Annotated in this window: 17 protein-coding genes and 1 riboswitch; of the genes, 3 read left to right on the top strand and 14 right to left on the bottom strand. The window is 37.4% G+C overall.

The annotated features are described in order from the left end of the window. Positions 1-36 precede the first annotated feature (36 nt). Positions 37-2124 (top strand): cation:proton antiporter, encoded by a 2088-nt coding sequence (locus LEUM_RS02425; RefSeq protein ID WP_011679334.1) that lies wholly within the window; start codon positions 37-39, stop codon positions 2122-2124. Positions 2125-2167: 43 nt separating this feature from the next. On the opposite strand, the gene LEUM_RS02420 is transcribed toward LEUM_RS02425, so the two are convergent. From LEUM_RS02420 to LEUM_RS02405, 4 genes are all read right to left on the bottom strand, one after another. Further along, positions 2168-2761 (bottom strand): DUF1054 family protein, encoded by a 594-nt coding sequence (locus tag LEUM_RS02420; RefSeq protein ID WP_011679333.1) that lies wholly within the window; start codon positions 2759-2761, stop codon positions 2168-2170. After that, positions 2745-3605: a YihY/virulence factor BrkB family protein gene (locus LEUM_RS02415; RefSeq protein WP_011679332.1), complete on the bottom strand. Its 861-nt coding sequence runs from the start codon at positions 3603-3605 to the stop codon at positions 2745-2747. Before LEUM_RS02415 ends, LEUM_RS02420 begins: the two co-directional genes overlap by 17 nt. Positions 3606-3682: 77 nt before the next feature. After that, positions 3683-4366 (bottom strand): VIT1/CCC1 transporter family protein, encoded by a 684-nt coding sequence (locus LEUM_RS02410; protein ID WP_004164582.1) that lies wholly within the window; start codon positions 4364-4366, stop codon positions 3683-3685. A gap of 14 nt (positions 4367-4380) precedes the next feature. Continuing rightward, positions 4381-5067 (bottom strand): VIT1/CCC1 transporter family protein, encoded by a 687-nt coding sequence (locus LEUM_RS02405; protein ID WP_011679331.1) that lies wholly within the window; start codon positions 5065-5067, stop codon positions 4381-4383. Between the two features lie 122 nt (positions 5068-5189). Between LEUM_RS02405 and LEUM_RS02400 the strand changes: the two genes are divergently transcribed. Further along, positions 5190-5594 (top strand): Fur family transcriptional regulator, encoded by a 405-nt coding sequence (locus tag LEUM_RS02400; RefSeq protein WP_004164584.1) that lies wholly within the window; start codon positions 5190-5192, stop codon positions 5592-5594. Between the two features lie 58 nt (positions 5595-5652). On the opposite strand, the gene LEUM_RS02395 is transcribed toward LEUM_RS02400, so the two are convergent. Then, positions 5653-6582 carry an alpha/beta hydrolase gene (locus LEUM_RS02395; RefSeq protein WP_010282851.1) on the bottom strand — a complete coding sequence of 310 codons (930 nt, stop codon included), beginning with the start codon at positions 6580-6582 and terminating at the stop codon, positions 5653-5655. Positions 6583-6739: 157 nt separating this feature from the next. Here LEUM_RS02395 and LEUM_RS02390 point away from each other — a divergent pair, with 157 nt between their 5' ends. Further along, positions 6740-8551: a M3 family oligoendopeptidase gene (locus LEUM_RS02390; RefSeq protein ID WP_011679330.1), complete on the top strand. Its 1812-nt coding sequence runs from the start codon at positions 6740-6742 to the stop codon at positions 8549-8551. 49 nt (positions 8552-8600) lie between these two features. Here LEUM_RS02390 and LEUM_RS02385 read toward each other — a convergent pair whose 3' ends face one another. From LEUM_RS02385 to LEUM_RS02345, 9 genes are all read right to left on the bottom strand, one after another. Next, positions 8601-9341 carry a DUF1003 domain-containing protein gene (locus LEUM_RS02385; protein ID WP_011679329.1) on the bottom strand — a complete coding sequence of 247 codons (741 nt, stop codon included), beginning with the start codon at positions 9339-9341 and terminating at the stop codon, positions 8601-8603. A 111-nt stretch (positions 9342-9452) separates the two neighbouring features. Further along, complete coding sequence (locus LEUM_RS02380) at positions 9453-10859, bottom strand: NAD-dependent succinate-semialdehyde dehydrogenase (protein WP_011679328.1); 1407 nt, start codon at positions 10857-10859, stop codon at positions 9453-9455. A gap of 119 nt (positions 10860-10978) precedes the next feature. Beyond that, positions 10979-11617, bottom strand: a complete 639-nt coding sequence (gene thiE, locus LEUM_RS02375; protein ID WP_011679327.1) for a thiamine phosphate synthase — start codon at positions 11615-11617, stop codon at positions 10979-10981. Next, positions 11610-12443, bottom strand: coding sequence for a bifunctional hydroxymethylpyrimidine kinase/phosphomethylpyrimidine kinase (gene thiD, locus LEUM_RS02370; protein ID WP_011679326.1), 834 nt, complete (start codon positions 12441-12443; stop codon positions 11610-11612). The genes thiE and thiD overlap by 8 nt, the downstream gene beginning before the upstream one ends. Then, on the bottom strand, positions 12436-13215 hold the full coding sequence (gene thiM, locus LEUM_RS02365) for a hydroxyethylthiazole kinase (RefSeq protein WP_011679325.1): 780 nt from the start codon (positions 13213-13215) through the stop codon (positions 12436-12438). The genes thiD and thiM overlap by 8 nt, the downstream gene beginning before the upstream one ends. A gap of 144 nt (positions 13216-13359) precedes the next feature. Beyond that, positions 13360-13450, bottom strand: a riboswitch (TPP riboswitch). 37 nt (positions 13451-13487) lie between these two features. Next, complete coding sequence (locus LEUM_RS02360) at positions 13488-14201, bottom strand: ABC transporter ATP-binding protein (RefSeq protein ID WP_011679324.1); 714 nt, start codon at positions 14199-14201, stop codon at positions 13488-13490. Then, complete coding sequence (locus tag LEUM_RS02355) at positions 14198-14983, bottom strand: ABC transporter ATP-binding protein (protein ID WP_011679323.1); 786 nt, start codon at positions 14981-14983, stop codon at positions 14198-14200. Before LEUM_RS02355 ends, LEUM_RS02360 begins: the two co-directional genes overlap by 4 nt. Further along, positions 14955-15929 carry a branched-chain amino acid ABC transporter permease gene (locus LEUM_RS02350; protein WP_011679322.1) on the bottom strand — a complete coding sequence of 325 codons (975 nt, stop codon included), beginning with the start codon at positions 15927-15929 and terminating at the stop codon, positions 14955-14957. The genes LEUM_RS02355 and LEUM_RS02350 overlap by 29 nt, the downstream gene beginning before the upstream one ends. Continuing rightward, on the bottom strand, positions 15929-16807 hold the full coding sequence (locus LEUM_RS02345; RefSeq protein WP_011679321.1) for a branched-chain amino acid ABC transporter permease: 879 nt from the start codon (positions 16805-16807) through the stop codon (positions 15929-15931). The genes LEUM_RS02350 and LEUM_RS02345 overlap by 1 nt, the downstream gene beginning before the upstream one ends. Positions 16808-16849 lie beyond the last annotated feature (42 nt).

The following is a 16849-nucleotide window of genomic DNA, read 5'->3' as shown; positions in this document are numbered from 1 at the left end:
TTGTAACCACTAAAACTTCATTCTTAAGGAGGATATATGACAGCACTATATACATTAGCTTTATTGTTAATCGGTGTGATTGGTACTAACCTAATTAAACAATTCTTCCCCAAAATTCCGGAACCATTCATCCTAATTATTGTTGGTATTTTCCTGTCATTTACACCGATATTTCAAAATTTCGAACTTGAACCTGAGTTTTTTATGCTAATGATTATTGCACCGTTAATGTTTCTAGATGGACAAAAACAATCATTTTCTAAAATAAAAAAACGTTTTTCAATTATCTTTCTCCTATCAGTAGTCCTAGCTGTGGCCACCGCAATCGTTGTTGGCTTAATAGCTAATCGCGTGGAAGTACAGTGGACATTACCATTAGCAATTGCTCTAGCTGCAATTGTTGTGCCTACCGATGCTGTTGCCGTCAAATCAATGACCTCGTCAGTTGATATGCCCAATGGTGTGGGCGAGGCTCTTGAATTGGAATCACTATTCAACGATGCAACAGGACTAGTTTTATTAGACTTAGCCCTATCCGTGCTTGAACAAGGAAAATTTTCTCTCATCGCAGGCATTGGTCACTTCTTGTTTGTTGCAGTTGATGGCGCGCTAATTGGTGTCATTGCTGGTTTTCTACTCGTCACTATCCGAACCAATATTACTTTCAGAACCGTTAGCCCAGAAACAACGATCATTCCGATTAGTCTCTTAACCCCGTTTATTGTTTACTTTTTAGCAGAATCATTTGGTACTTCCGGTATCTTAGCCGTGGTTGCTACTGGTATTGTGCACAATTGGGAATCCAATAAGCTTCGCTTAACATCGACACGAGTACAACTGACTTCCAACACTATTTGGGAATCAATATCGAATGTCTTAAATAGTATTGTTTTCATTATTTTAGGTATTTCTTTACCGATTGTTTGGCAAGAAATTATTCATATGGGCTTAGTTGGAATCATGCAACTATTAGGTTTAAGCATCTTAATTTATATTGCTATGTATGCTGTGCGATATATTTGGGCATTTCGCGAAGACAACCAGTCGGCTAACACTTTCTTTGACAGCCACAGCAATCCCAAACAACATCGTTTTTTGTCCCATATATTCGCCATCAGTGGCGTACATGGGACCATGACGCTAGCCATGGCATTTTCTTTACCGTTAACTATTGCCAATCATGCTTTCCCTTATCGTGCTGAACTTATTGTAGTTGCCACTTTGATTATCTTAATTAGTATGTTAATGAGTGCAATTATTTTACCTATCGCCCTACCAAAGAAAGCGGTCACCTATACCAAGGCTGACCTTGAAAACACACGTAACAAAATGGTTGACTATGCCTCATTAAAGGTTTCTGAGACTACTGCAAACCCAGCAGTTCGAGAGGCAATTATGATACAATTACAGTCGCAAAAAGGCTGGTTAAACGACAACCATTCAACAAGAAATTATAATTCTCAAAAATATAATAGTTTGCTAAACAACACGAAAGATTTTATTATTCATTATCTCCACAGTGACAGTGTTGAACAAAAATACAGTTCTGAAGTAATTGATGCATATGAAAAAATTCTTAATCGTCTCAAAATCAGCAGTTTTTTCCAACACAGCCCCCTACAAAGATTTTTTCACTATGTAAAGGCAAGATATCGTCATATAAAGTGGCACGTCCGAAATGGCCAAATTACGAAAAAACAACGGCTAAAGGGTCGTAAAAAATGGGCCAAAGAGCATCAAGGTAGTGCACAACAATGGCAAAATATTCATGAAGGATTACTGCTATTAAATAACGACGTCATTGGTGAAGTTAATCAGCACTTTGATAATCTCTTACGTAATAGTTTAGAGAATGACACTGATGACCACCAATACATTAGTTATGTTCGTCAAAGATTTGATCGTTATTTTAATTTAATAAAACGTGAATATAATCAAGAAACGCCAACTATCAACACTGATTTATATATTCAAGCATTTCAATTTGAATATAATTATATTCAACAAGCCAGCTCGACAGGCATTATTCCCAATACACTGGCAGCCGTACTATACAATGAAATAAATGAAGCCCAAACGCTAGAGTTACAACAAATTAACCAGATAGAAGCAATGAATTCTTAAAAAAATAATGGCTAGACTTAATATTCAAGTCTAGCCATTATTTTTATTTAATTTTTTCGTAGATTGGTAACAAATTTTTCATTGCTAGAACCAAGGTATCTACAATGCCATCGCCATCCCAAAGTTTATCACCACGTTTTATTTCTACTCCAATCAATACCTCACTATGCTTAACCGATTCATAACGTTCTATTGAATCGTCATATTGTAATAATGAGTATGTCTTGTTTACCATGTGATCTTGACTTAATCGGTATGAATCTGGTAATTCTCTCACTAACGGGCTCACCTCACGCAATTTTTGAGTGATTACGTTGGTTTGATCAGGTTTCATATTCTCTTCAACAGCAAGATAAAAATAAACATTATCTTCCCAAATGCCTAATTCAAAATGTGGTAACATTTTATAACCGCGCTTATTTGGCGCAAAGGCTACCCATGTATTATCCGGCGCATAAGTTGTTCTTCGTAAATGCTTAGCTACATGCGCATACCATTCTTGCCCATTTGTATTCAATATAGGCAACGCAATCGACGCAAACTCTTCAAACTTTGGATCAATAATCGTTCTTATTTTTTCCATTCGACCATTTAACGTTTTGTCTTCAAAAATATCAAAATCACTGTTTCGAAACATCTTCTTTCCTCCAATTAATGACCGATAACCATTTGATGACTACATAACCTAATACCAAAATTGTAGCAATCAAGTTTAACCAAATCAGCATAGCAATCATAGAACTCACGGATTGATAAAAATCATATTTCCCCAAAGCAAATTGAGCGTAAAACGTGAATCCTCTATTCAAGAGATTCAACATCACTAATTCAAGAAAACTGCCAACTAAAACAAAACGAAATGGTGCTCGAGCGTCTTTTGCCGGCAGAAAAAAATTCATCATGACCAAAGCCAGCCAAATACCCAACCATATAAACCAACGCGTTTGATGTTGTAAAAAGTTAGTCCATTCTGAATACGGCAAGTGCTGAATGACGATGGTCAAAACATTGCTACCAACCATTAACAAAGCAAATAATGTCAAAATAAACAACAACCATATAAATGAAAAAGCTCGTGTGAACAAACTATTAATGTGTTCTTTAACGTCTGCAATGGCATTAAATGATTGACGAAAGACCGCAATCACACGTGAAATCGACCAAATCGTAAACAGGACGGAAAAAGAAAGTAGCGAAGTACTTCTTGATGATAAAACGGATTCCATAATTGGAATCACAATATTCTCAATATTTTTTGGTAATACATTACGCATCATTGCTAGTAAATCAGCAGTACTGATGCTCGTGAAAGAGACAATTAAAGCTGCCCCCATCAATATAGGAAAGACTGTTAAAAGTGCATAATAAGCAAATGTCGGTCCAACATAACCAATTTGTGAGCGTGTAAAAAAAGTAGTTAAAGTTGATATTTTTAATCGTGCATCTAAAACACGCCATTTGTGCATAATTTTCTTATTCATAATACTATTATCTCAAACATAGCCCGTATTCAGCAACATTAATTAAAAATATAACAGATATTGTTAACATATACTAGTTAGAATATTTTTCCTATGCCAAAGTGGATTGCAATCGTAATAAGACCAATGATAATATTACGAATCACTGCACGCTTAACTAAGCCGTTAGAAATTTTCGCACTAAGAAATCCAGTAAGTGCAACTGCTACTACAGTTGCTGCAATTGTGGCAACGAATTGATACTTTCCTGACACAATTAACAACGTCAACAATGGAAAGGCACCACCTAAAGCTGCAGAAAACAATGATGACCAAGCGGCTGACCATGGACTCATATAGTGTCCTAGTGTAATATCATACTTAACACTTAATACTGTTTCTAAAGGCTTTTTCTGCAACAGCTCATCAGCTATTGCACTTGCTGTTTTTTCAGACACACCACGTTCCATGTAAAAGTCTCGTACACAACGGTGTTGCCCTGGCATATCAGTTTTTAACAATTCTTTTTCAGTTTCAACGGCCACCTTTTCGCTATCTGACTGTGAACTGACAGAGGCGTATTCTCCAGAAGCCATTGATAAAGCACATGACACTAAGTCAGCTAGCCCAGCAATAAAAATTGCAAATTGATTTGTCGTTGCTGCTGCTACTGAAAACAAAACCCCAACAACCGTCAGTATGCCATCATTAGATCCGAGAACCCCTGCTCGAATGGCATTTAATCGTTCATCCATGGTTTCGTGTTTTTTTACTTTTTCCATTTCAGTCCCCTTTTTTATCTAAACAAACTACCGATTAAGAACGTCACAATCATTGTAAAGATACCGGCAATGACATTACGAATTACGGAATGCTTTTTGTTTGCACCATTTACTTGAGCTGCTGCATATCCTGTAATGGCTAATGCTACAATAACAGCAATAAATGTGGCAATTTCTCGCGTTCCCTGAGGCGCTATAGAAATAGCAACCATTGGTAATATTGATCCTATGGGAAAACTAACTAATGACGCCAAAGCAGCGTGGCCAGCACTTAATTCTTGGTTTAAAGAAAATCCATAGCGTTCGCGGACAGATGTGACCAAGGGATCTTTTGACATCATCTCCTGCGTAGCTTGTTGAGCTAACGTTGATGATATACCTGTCTCTTCATATTTTTTTTGTACAAATTCAAATTCGCCATCGTAATCATTTGCAACAGCCCGAGTTTGAATTTGACGCACTTTTTCTTGTGCATCATGTTGAGAATTGACCGAAACATATTCCCCCATTGCCATCGACACAGTTCCAGCTAACATACCAGCAAACCCCGCTAGTAAGATTGTATCTGTGTGACTAGTAGCACCTGCAACACCTAAAACGATACCAGATACTGATAAAATACCATCATTGGCACCCATAACTGCTGCACGAATAATATTATTTCGCTGCATAAAGCTTGTTTTTTCAGATTTTTCAGACATAACTTCCCCTTGTTGTTAGAACTATTCTAATGAACATTCTAACTCATCTAGTTTCATAAATCAAGTTATTTGGAACAATTCTACATATCATGATATAATAGTAATAAATATGGAGGATTCTTATGACTGATCAAAAATTGCGTACAATATTGCAAGAACACGGTTTAAAAGCTACGTATCAACGAATGGCCGTTTTAGAATATCTCGCTACAAATAAAACCCACCCCACAGCAGAAATGATTCACGAAGATTTAAATAATATTAGTTTGGCAACAGTTTATAACACGCTTGATAAATTAATTGAAACTGGATTAATCATCGCTATAGACATTCATGATGATGGCAAGCGCCACTTTGATTATTATGGTGAGCCACATTATCACATCATCAATCAACAAACTAGTGAGATTATTGATGCAGATAATTTCGATATGGCTCCTTTGTTTGACGCAGCACGTAAAGCTAGCGGTTTAAATATTACAGGATATCATATTGAGATCTTTGGGGTTAATCCAGAAGATTCGTAGTGTTTCTGATATTAACTTTGTTCCAAAAAAGGATCAACTCATTAATGAGTTGATCCTTTTATTTATCATATTTTTCCAAAAATGCTTTTATTTTACTTCTATAAGCGACTGGGTAGTCATGAAAACTTTGAACATGTTTTGAGCCCTTGGTAATCCATAACTGCTTTGGTCCTCTAGAAGCATTGTACAGCGGGTAAACCATTTTGGTTGGCACAAAAGTGTCGGCCCCACCTTGAATGAAAAAGGTTGGCCGCGTGTTTTTTTCAACTTGTCTCAAAGGACTAGCTTCCTCATATGAGTATCCGGCCCGTACCTTCGAGATACCCGAAACCACATTAACAAGTGGAAACCATGGTAAGCCATACATATCTCCTGCTTCATGTTTAATCTCTTCTATAACACTTGTGTAGGACGAATCAGCAATAATTGCTTTCACCTGATTCGGTAAATCATTTTCACCAGAAGTTGACAACACAGTAGCAGCACCCATGCTCATACCATACATGACAATATCTGATTTTTGACCATTATTTTCTAAAATTTGATTCAACCAACCGATATAGTCTCGCCGATCTAACCAACCGTAGCCAATCATTTCACCCTGTGAATCACCGTGTGCACGATTATCTGGAATTAATACGTTGTAGCCCAACTCATGGAATAGCTCACCATATATGGCCATCGTCGTTTTATTGTTGTGCCAGCCGTGAGCCAGAATAGCTGTTTTACCTGTTTTTTTCTCAGCAGGTACGTACCAAGCAATTAGTTTCAAATTATCAGATGTTTTTTGTGTCCATGTTTGCTTTTCACGAGACAAAAAATCATGTTCGTAGTGATAAAGTGAATTTGTTTTTGCACGTAATTTGTCTGGCTTATCTGCTGCTACATCGCGGACCTCAGCAACATGAAAAAAATACATACCAGCTGATAACAATAAAATAGCAATAAAAACCAAACAACCAATTAACCACTTATACTTTCTTTTCATAAATCACTTTTCCTTATAATCAATCCATAAAATTGTACGCTAATTTTGGTCATGGAGCAAACAAATTATGATTAAAATTGAAGTTTAATAAATTATTATCCCTAGAATTTCATTAAGAATGGTATCATAAATTATAAAGAAAGCGAGGTATATTAACGTGACCTACTCACAAAAATGGAATTTAGAAAATATATTCCCGGGTGGTATAACTTCACCACAACTCACTCAAAAATATGAACTTATCGCAAAGCAAATCAATGATTTTACTGATATGATAGCCGATTACAGCCTCGCACAAGACAAATATTTCACGGTGTTGGCTGATTTAGCTGATTTAGCACAAAATATTGGTGCTGGAATTGGTACTGCCAATATTTTTGTTAATGGTTGGTCGTCTGTAGATTATGGTAACAGTGTTTATGCGCCTCATTTTAATAAATTGGGAAACTTATGGGTATCTTTCTCATCTCCTTTAAATGCTTTTCAAAAACTACTTTCAAAATTAGATGATGAAACATTTGAAAAAGCTATCACTACTAGCCGTCTTGCACCAATTGCTTTTTACTTAACAGAGTTGCGTACTGATGCTAAACGATTGTTGGACGATAAAACAGAAACGTTAATTAACAAATTTGATCTTGACGGACAGCAAGCTTGGTCCCAGCATTATGACACAATATCTGCTTCATTATCGATGAGCTATACCGATGAAAACAATAAAACTCGTCAAATTTCCGCTGGACAAGCTTTGAACATGTTAGATGGTGAACCCGATAATGAGGTGCGGGCTAACCTCATGACAAACTATGAAAAAATGTGGGCAAAAGCTGAAAATTTAACAAGTGATACATTAAATCATTTGGCTGGATTTCGTCTAACCAATCAAGAAGCTCATGGTCGTCAATCACACTTAGAACAGCCACTGGAGCTCAACCGTATGTCTCGCGGAACTTTGGATGCTATGTGGCAAGTTGTAGATGCTAACAAGAGTATGTTTAAACCATATTTTGAACGTAAAAAGCAATTACTCGGTTTGAAATCCATCGGTTGGCAAGATCAAGTCGCGCCACTAACCAACATCGGTGACTACAAACCATCAGATGTTTCTTATGATGACGCTGCTAAATTTATTATCGAACAATTTGGTAAGTTTTCACCTAAGATGGCAACGTTTGCTCAAAAGGCTTTTGAGAATAATTGGATTGAATCAGAGAACCGTCCTGGTAAACAACCAGGTGGTTATATGGAATCTGTCCCAGATTTACACGAGTCTCGAATATTTCTAACCTACACAGGTTCAGTAAATGATGCTGCGACAATTGCGCACGAACTGGGTCACGCATTCCACTCTGCGCAGCTAACTGACTTACCATTTTGGCGTGATGCCTATGCTATGAACGTTGCCGAAACAGCCTCAACTTTTGCCGAATTGATTGTTAATGACGCTAACGTAAAAGAAGCAAAAACAGATGCCGAGAAAATTGTATTATTAGATGCAAAAATGACTAATCCTATTGCTATGTTTTTAAACATACATGCCCGCTTCTTATTTGAAGATTCGTTTTACACAGAACGTAAGCATGGCCTAGTGACACCACAGCGTCTCAATCAACTAATGGATAACGCGCAAAAAGAAGCTTTTGATGGTATTTTAGATGTCCGTCATCCCCACTTCTGGTCATCAAAACTGCACTTTTTCATTGATTCTGTGCCATTTTATAATTTCCCTTATACATTTGGTTATTTATTTTCATCAAGCATTTACGCGCAAGCACAAAAAGATGGTGACAATTTTGAAGAAAAATATATTGCCTTGCTACGTGACACTGCTAATATGACTTCAGAAGAATTAGCAAAAAAGCATCTTGGTGTTGATCTAACGAAGCCGGAATTTTGGCAGACTGGTGCCGATTTGGTTAAAAAAGATATTGACGAATTCTTGTCACTTTCTGAGCAATTTATAAAATAAAAATAGACAGAACAAAAGGCCTAAAGTGTATCACACCTAGGCCTTTTTATTAGTCAACATTTTTAATTTTTTGGTGACTATGTAACTCATTGACCTGTTTTTGTAATTCTCCAAGCATTTTGGTCTGCATTTTTTGAATTTCAAATAAATCGGGGTTATCTTTTTGAATAATACGGTCAATTTTAGCATGCAGTACCCTCATCTCTTCCTCGGTCTTTAAATTCACATGGTAATCATTATCCGCGTGCAATCTGTCATAATCAGATGATCGATTCTGACTCATTAGTATTAACGGCGCTTGTAATGCGGCCACCATACTCAAAAATAAGTTTAATAATATAAAAGGGTAGGGATCAAAATGCATGTTGAACAATTGAAAAACATTGGTGATGATCCACATAATCATTGCACAAATGGACACGATAATAAATCCCCAACTACCGCCAAAATGTGCGACATTATCTGCTATTTTTTGGCCAAATGTATAGGATTCTCTTTGATGCTTATTCACATTGACAACTTTAAAACTTTTATCTGTCAATATGTGCGTCAGTTTGTTATTAATATGTTTGTTTGTTCTATGCTTCTCCAATATCATTTTATCGATTTTTTCTAAACGGTATTGAAGCAAATGATCAAAGCAAATAAAATCTGCCAACATGCTGTCAGGAAAATCATGCTTTATCTTTTGTTGTAATTCAATATCTAGTTCTGCCAGTAAGACACCATCGACAACATTCTTTTCTTCACCATCCACAAAACATGTAAAACTTCTTTGCATACTGGTCATTATTTATCCTTTCCAACCAACTCTTCAATTTGAAGTAACGAAAAACGATTAAATCTCAGCATTATTCGAGATCTAATCGTTTAACCAATGATAACCAGCATTCAGTAATTTTTAAACAAATCCACCAAAAGCATTATCTAAATCAATTGGTTCCTTTTTAGTAACAATAAGTTCCTTGTTCACAAAGGTTTCGATACCAAAGCGTCCTAGCTCACGTCCATAGCCAGAATTTTTAACACCACCAAATGGTAACTCAGGTAATGTTCCACCAAAACTATTCACATAAACCGCTCCCGTCTCAATACGAGAAGCAACTTCCGTCGCATGCTCAGGTGAACCACCAAATACCACGCCCGATAAGCCATAATTAGAATCATTAGCTAGTGTAATTGCCTCTTCTTCATCTTTCACTTTGTAGACTTGTCCAACTGGACCGAAGAACTCTTGATAATAAGCTGGGTTGTCTTTTGTAATACCAGTTAAAATAACGGGATCAAACAGTGCAGCTGGTTTATCTTGGACAACACTACCATATTCAAGAGTAGCACCGGCATCAACTGCCGCTTTCACTTGTTTGGTCAAGTTTTTCTTAGCCTTGCTGGTACTTAATGGTGCTAATGTCGTATCTTCCAACAATGGGTCGCCTAGTTTTGCTTCAGCAAAGGCATCTTTTAACATTGTAAGTACCGCATCATAATTTTTTTCGGTTACAATAAACCGTTTAGACGAAGTACATACCTGTCCTGCATTGTATAGACGAGCACCCCCGATAATCTTTTTAATCTCAGATAAATCGGCATCCTCCAGAACAATGAATGGATCACTTCCACCAAGTTCAAGCGAACTTTGTTTCATATTTTTACCAGCTTCGGCAGCAATTAATTGTCCAGCACGTTCTGAACCAGTTAACGCCACTCCCTGTACACGATCGTCAGCAATAATTTTATTCACTTGATCGTAATCAATGAATAAATTAGCAAACGCACCAGTAGGTGCACCAGCCCGTTCAACAATTTTTTCAAATTCTGATGCAGCCATTGGCGTATTGCTTGCGTGCTTCAAAAGCATTGGGTTTCCAGCTATATAATTTGGTGCAAATACACGAATAATTTGATAGTAAGGAAAATTCCATGGTTCAACCATCATCAATACCCCAGTGGGGCGCGAAATTACTTGCGCATCCCCCATCGAGGATTTGATTGGTTCTGGCTTAAGAAAATCTGCACCATTTTTGGCGTAGTAACGAGCAATTGAAACACTTAATGCTACTTCACCTTGAGCCTCGACAAATCGCTTACCCATTTCAATAGTAAGTACCTTAGCTAAATGATCAGCATCTTCTTCCATCAAGTCAGCAATTTTGTTTAATATCTCTGCGCGACTACTAGCCGGGTCATTGCGCCACTTTTTATACAGTGCATGACCTTCGGCAATGGCCTTCTCAACATAAGCGTCATCATGATTGTCAAATGTTTGAATAACTTCGTCGTTAAAGGGATTAATTGTTTGATAGCTCATTTTATTCGACCTTTCTTCAATTAACAAATTACATTTCTGTTCTAAACACCCCTACTATAACACCATTATTCATTCGCAAAGTATATTTTGTTTGTGATATTTTCAGCAAAACACATTATTTATAAATGTAATGAACGCCAATATTTTAAGGTAGCGCTTATATTTGCACTTTGACTAATCATACTGATTACAGCAGCACCGTTAACACCCGTAGATAAAACTGATGACAAATTTATTTCCGATATTCCACCGATTGCCACACTTGGCCATTTACTTTTGCTTGTCAAATATTTTAAACCTTCAACCCCAATCTCTGGATTTGCATCAGCTTTGCTTACCGTCGCAAAAACAGGACCAATTCCGATATAATCAATCCCTTTAATATTCTCTATTCTTTTATATTGGCTGTCATTAGACACCGATACCCCAACAGCTAGATTCCCAGCTAATTGAATATTATTGATAATATCGCCATCTTTTTGCCCAAAATGAACACCCTCTGCATCAATTTCATGTGCTAGTTGAATGTCATCATCAATAATCAATGGTACATGGTAGTCAGCTGTTAGTTGCCGGACTTTTTTGGCTACTCGTAATTTCTCTGATCCACTTAAAGCCAGTTGCCCTTTTTCTCGATATTGAAACACACTGATTTTCGATTGCAGTGCTTCCTCTAAGACTTCAAAAAAATGTCTCTCTCCATTGGTGTCCTGAGTTCCTAATACAAAATAATTTACTAATATGCTCGGATCAAACATTTTCTAGTACCTCTGGAAAATGCCTGTCAGTCACTCTTGCCTGGTGATTAAGCGGTCCATGCCCATGCCCAACATCGATACCTTCACGAATGGTAGCATCAACATAAGCTTTTGCACGAATAATAGCCGTTTTCATATCATCTCCCAAAGCTAAACGAGCAGTAATGGCCGCAGAAATTGTATCCCCTGTCCCGTGAGTTCTAATTGTATCTACCCGTGAGCTTTTAAGCCAAAAATGACTACCATCAGCCAATAGAATATAGTCATAAACATCTTTCCCGGAGGCATGTCCACCTTTTAATAATACGTTTTCAACTCCTAATTGTTGTATCTTTGAAGCTGATTGCATCACATCTTCATGGTTAGTAATGTTTGACCCACTTAAGACTTCAGCTTCTGGCATATTAGGCGTAATGAGCGTTGCCAGCGGTATCAAACTAGACTTAATAGCAACTATGGCCTCATCACTCAATAAGTGAGCGCCTCCCTTGGCAACCATTACAGGATCTAATACATAGTTACCAAAATCTGCTTGTTGTAAAAATTCAGCCACTGCTTCTACTGTGGGCACATCACCAAGCATGCCACTTTTTACAGCACTTATTTTTAAGTCATCAGCCACTGATTTTAATTGGGCATGGATCATAGATGGTGAAGTCATCGAAACTTGCTGTACACCCATTGTGTTTTGTGCTGTTAGAGCAACAATAACATTAGCGCCATAAACACCTTGGGCGGCAAACGTCTTTAGATCCGCGCTAACTCCAGCGCCACCACTGCTATCCATACCAGCAATTGTTAGAACTTGGGGTGTTTTATTAACCATGATTCAGCACACTTTCCTTAACAAAATTTTGAACATCGATATTATCAATAACAAATAATTCATCTAATAATTGATTTGTAAAAGAACCTGGTTGATTCGTTTTTGTAGCGGCTTTTTGTCCAGCAAGTTTGAATGTAGCCATTGCATTCATCACATTAGGAACCTTTAGCCCATCGGCAATGAACGCACCAATTAATGATGATAAGGCATCTCCTGTACCTACAATAGAAGATAATTGTTCAACATTTATATCAAGTGTTTGTGTGTATTGACCATCACTGACAACGTCACAAGCCCCGCTTAGCGCAATCACTGCACCTGTTTTTTTGGCGGCACGCTGTGCAATTTCAATTACGTCACCTTTTCCAGTAGCATCGATACCTTGACTAGCAAAATCAATATCGGCAAACCAAGCAATTTCGGCTGCATTGCCACGAATAACATCAACATGACCAGATGCTAAAAATTGTGTAATGGCTTTAGACCTAAATGGAACTGATACAGCAACCGGATCTAATACGACTGGCTTGCCTAATTGGTATGCTTCCTGAGAAAGTTTAATAATATCGTTAATTTCTACTTTTTGAAGCGTCCCTGTGTTAATAATCACCGCATTGGCAATTCCGGCTAATTCCTTAAATTCTGCTAGCTCGCGACTCATTAACGGTGAGGCACCAACAACATTAACTACATTAGCTACAAATTGTGGTGTAACAAAATTTGCATAAGTCAGGACAAGAGGTGATTTCGTTCTAATGTCTGTAATATTCATGATTAAATTCCTTTTTTGTTTGGCTTCGTGTTTTTAAACAAATATCTTCATTAATTTTAAAAATTAACATTAATGAATAAAAAAACCGCTAACTATCAGAAAAGATTAGTTAACGGCTAAATAGGCATATTTATACACTAGAATAGTTCATTATTATAATCTTCCTTCGCACGAATTACCGTAATCAGGTTCAATGGGTATCTCTCAGCCAGCTTGGGCACCCCAGATATTTATTTAATTCTACTTCAGTGTACCTGAATCCATATGAATAATCAACCGCCTAAGTATGCTTTGCGCACGTCATCTGATGCAAGTAGCTCTGCTCCCGTACCTGTCATCGTGATCTTTCCACTTTCCAAAACATAGCCGCGATCCGCAATTTTTAGCGCTTGATTCGCATTTTGTTCGATTATTAATACTGTCATTCCTTGTGCATTAACATTTTTAATAATATCAAAAACTTTCTCAATAAATAGCGGTGCCAAGCCCATGGAAGGTTCATCCAACAATAACAATTTTGGTTTTGCCATTAATGCGCGACCCATGGCTAGCATTTGTTGTTCACCACCAGATAAAGTCGCTGCATCTTGATTACGTCTTTCCTTTAAAATTGGAAACTGATCGTAAATAAGTGTGTATTCATCTTTCAAGTTAATACCCTTGCCTCGAGTAAAAGTACCCAACTGTAGGTTTTCTTGAACAGTCATGCCAGAAAACACGCGACGTCCTTCTGGCACTTGAGCAACTCCACTTGAGACAATTCGCTCTGAATTCATAGTCAATATGTTTTGATTTTCAAATAAAATACGTCCCTTAGTGGGTTTTTCTAAGCCCGAAATCGTACGTAAAATTGTAGTTTTCCCAGCGCCATTAGCACCAATTAGTGATACGATTTCGTTATTGTTCACCACAAAGTTAACATCTTGTACCGCTTTAATGGCACCATAACTTACGTTTAAATTTTCAACTGTCAGTAATGCACTCATTCGTTATTTTCTCCCAAATATGCACGGATCACATCGGCATTTTGCTGTATTTCTAATGGTGTGCCACTGGCTAATAACTTACCGTACTCTAATACATATAATCGCTCACTGACAGCCATAACAAGGTTCATATCATGCTCAATTAAAATAATTGTCATCTTAAATTCTTGTTGAACTTGTTTAATTAAACGTGTTAAATCAGCCGTTTCTTGTGGATTCATACCAGCTGCTGGCTCATCTAAAAATAAGATTTTAGGTTTTGTGGCCAATGCCCGCACAATTTCTAAACGTCGTTGTTGCCCATATGGTAAGTTTGTTGCCAGCGTATCTTGTACCTCCAGCATATCAAAAATACTTAGCAGCTTACGAGCTTCGTTTTTTAGTTGCTCTTCATTTTTATAAAATGAAGGTAAACGAAACAATGAACTGAATACATGTGCCTGAGTACTAGAATTCATAGCAATCATAACATTCTCTAATACTGTTCGACTTTCAAACAAGCGAATATTTTGAAAAGTGCGCGCAACGCCTAATCGAGCACGTTTTGCAGGAGATTGACGATTGACATTAGCTAACTGCTGACCATCAAATAGGAGTACTTCTCCCTCACTAGGTGAATATACACCTGTTAGTAAATTAAATAATGTGGTTTTACCCGCACCATTTGGTCCAATTAAACCAATTAACTCATTTTCGGCAGCTTCAATATTAACACCATCAACAGCAGTTACACCTCCAAAACGGATACTTAAATCACGCGTTTTCAGTATTGTCTGAGCCATGTCCGTCTCCTTCATCAAATAACCATTTCTTTAATGAAAGTTCTCGACTACCAAAAATACCTTGAGGTCTAACCAGCATCACAGCAATTAAAATAACAGCGTAGATGACCATACGCAAGGAACCAAAATTTTGTAACATTGTGTCTAACACACCTAACGCAATTGCTGTCACAACTGTCCCACTCATTGAGCCAATCCCACCTATCACAATAATAATTAAGATCATAATACTTTGCATAAAAGCATAGTCTTTAGGCGCAATAGATTGGATGAAACTTGCACGTAAGCTACCAGCCATAGCAGCAAATAATGCCCCTGTCACAAAAGCAATTACCTTATACTTAGTTGTATTAATTCCTAAGGATTCGGCAGCAATTTCATTATCACGAACGGCAATAATGGCTCGCCCAGGCATACTACGAACAAAGTTGACCACAATAATCAATGTTATAACTGCTAGTATATAAACTAATTGCCAACTCACAAAAGGTGCGATGCCAAAAATACCAGCTGGTCCGTTAGTTATTTTCAAGTTCATAATGACAATTCTAATAATTTCAGCAAACCCTAATGTTGCAATAGCCAAATAATCACCACGTAAACGCAGAGTTGGAATACCAACAATTAAGGCAATTACGCCACTGACTACGATGCCTGCAGCCATTCCCAAAATAAAGCCAATGATACCAGGAACAACTTCCATAACTAATGCTGTCGCGTAAGCACCGATAGCCATAAATCCAGCGTGCCCTAACGAAAACTGCCCTGAAATACCAACCACTAGATTAAGTCCCAGTGCAGCAATGATATTAATGCCGATAAGTACAATCGTTGTGATGCCATAATGACCAATAAGGCCAAGCATTTGAGCTACGAATATCAAAATGAACCCCATTGCAGCCAAAGATGCCCATGATAACGTGTATTTAATATGCGCTTGATCCATCAAACTTTCTCCCGCTTGTTTTTCCCTAAAATACCAGTCGGTTTAATAAGCAATATGACAATCAACATTGCATACACAATCGCATCTTTGTAATCTGAAAAAGCTGTCGCTTGAACCATTGTTTCCAATATACCGATTAGCCAACCACCTACTGCTGCCCCTGGAATAATGCCTATACCACCCAAAACCGCGGCAACAAACGCTTTCAACCCAGGAGTCATACCCATCAATGGGTCAATACTGTTATAATATAATCCAATCAAAACGCCACCAGCCGCCGCCAATGCTGACCCAATTGCAAATGTAAATGAAATTGTGTGATTGATGTTGATGCCCATTAATGACGCTGCATCTGGATCTGCGGATACTGCTCGCATCGCACGACCCATTTTTGTATTTTTAACAATGTAAGTTAATAACAGCATCAAAACTATTGAAGTTACAGCAATAATCAACTGAATATTTGAAACTTGTATACCATAAAAGTGGTATTGTACTGTCTTAATCGCCTGTGGAAATGAACGTTGATCTGACCCATATAAATAAGTCATGCCATTTTCTAGTAAAAAAGAGATGCCTAAAGCGGAGATAAGAACCGCAATTCTTGGAGAATGACGCAATGGTCGATAGGCAATATACTCAATGACCACACCAATAATGGCGCTTACTGCCATTGCGAGAATTAACGCTATAAAGAAATTCAAATGTAAAACCTTGATGAAAAAATAGCCAAAATACGCACCGAGCATGTATATATCACCATGTGCAAAATTGATTAATTTAATAATACCGTAGACCATTGTATAGCCTAAAGCTAGTAGCGCATAGACACTGCCTAGCATAAGACCATTGATTAATTGCTGAATGAAAGTAGTCATTTTAACCTCAAAATATTATCAAACGCATTAGTTTCATACGTT

It is taken from the genome of Leuconostoc mesenteroides subsp. mesenteroides ATCC 8293 (assembly GCF_000014445.1).
Taxonomy (GTDB): Bacteria; Bacillota; Bacilli; order Lactobacillales; family Lactobacillaceae; genus Leuconostoc; species Leuconostoc mesenteroides.
The sequence above is the reverse complement of the archived record's forward strand: the minus strand, read 5'-3'. Positions and strand labels throughout refer to the sequence as shown.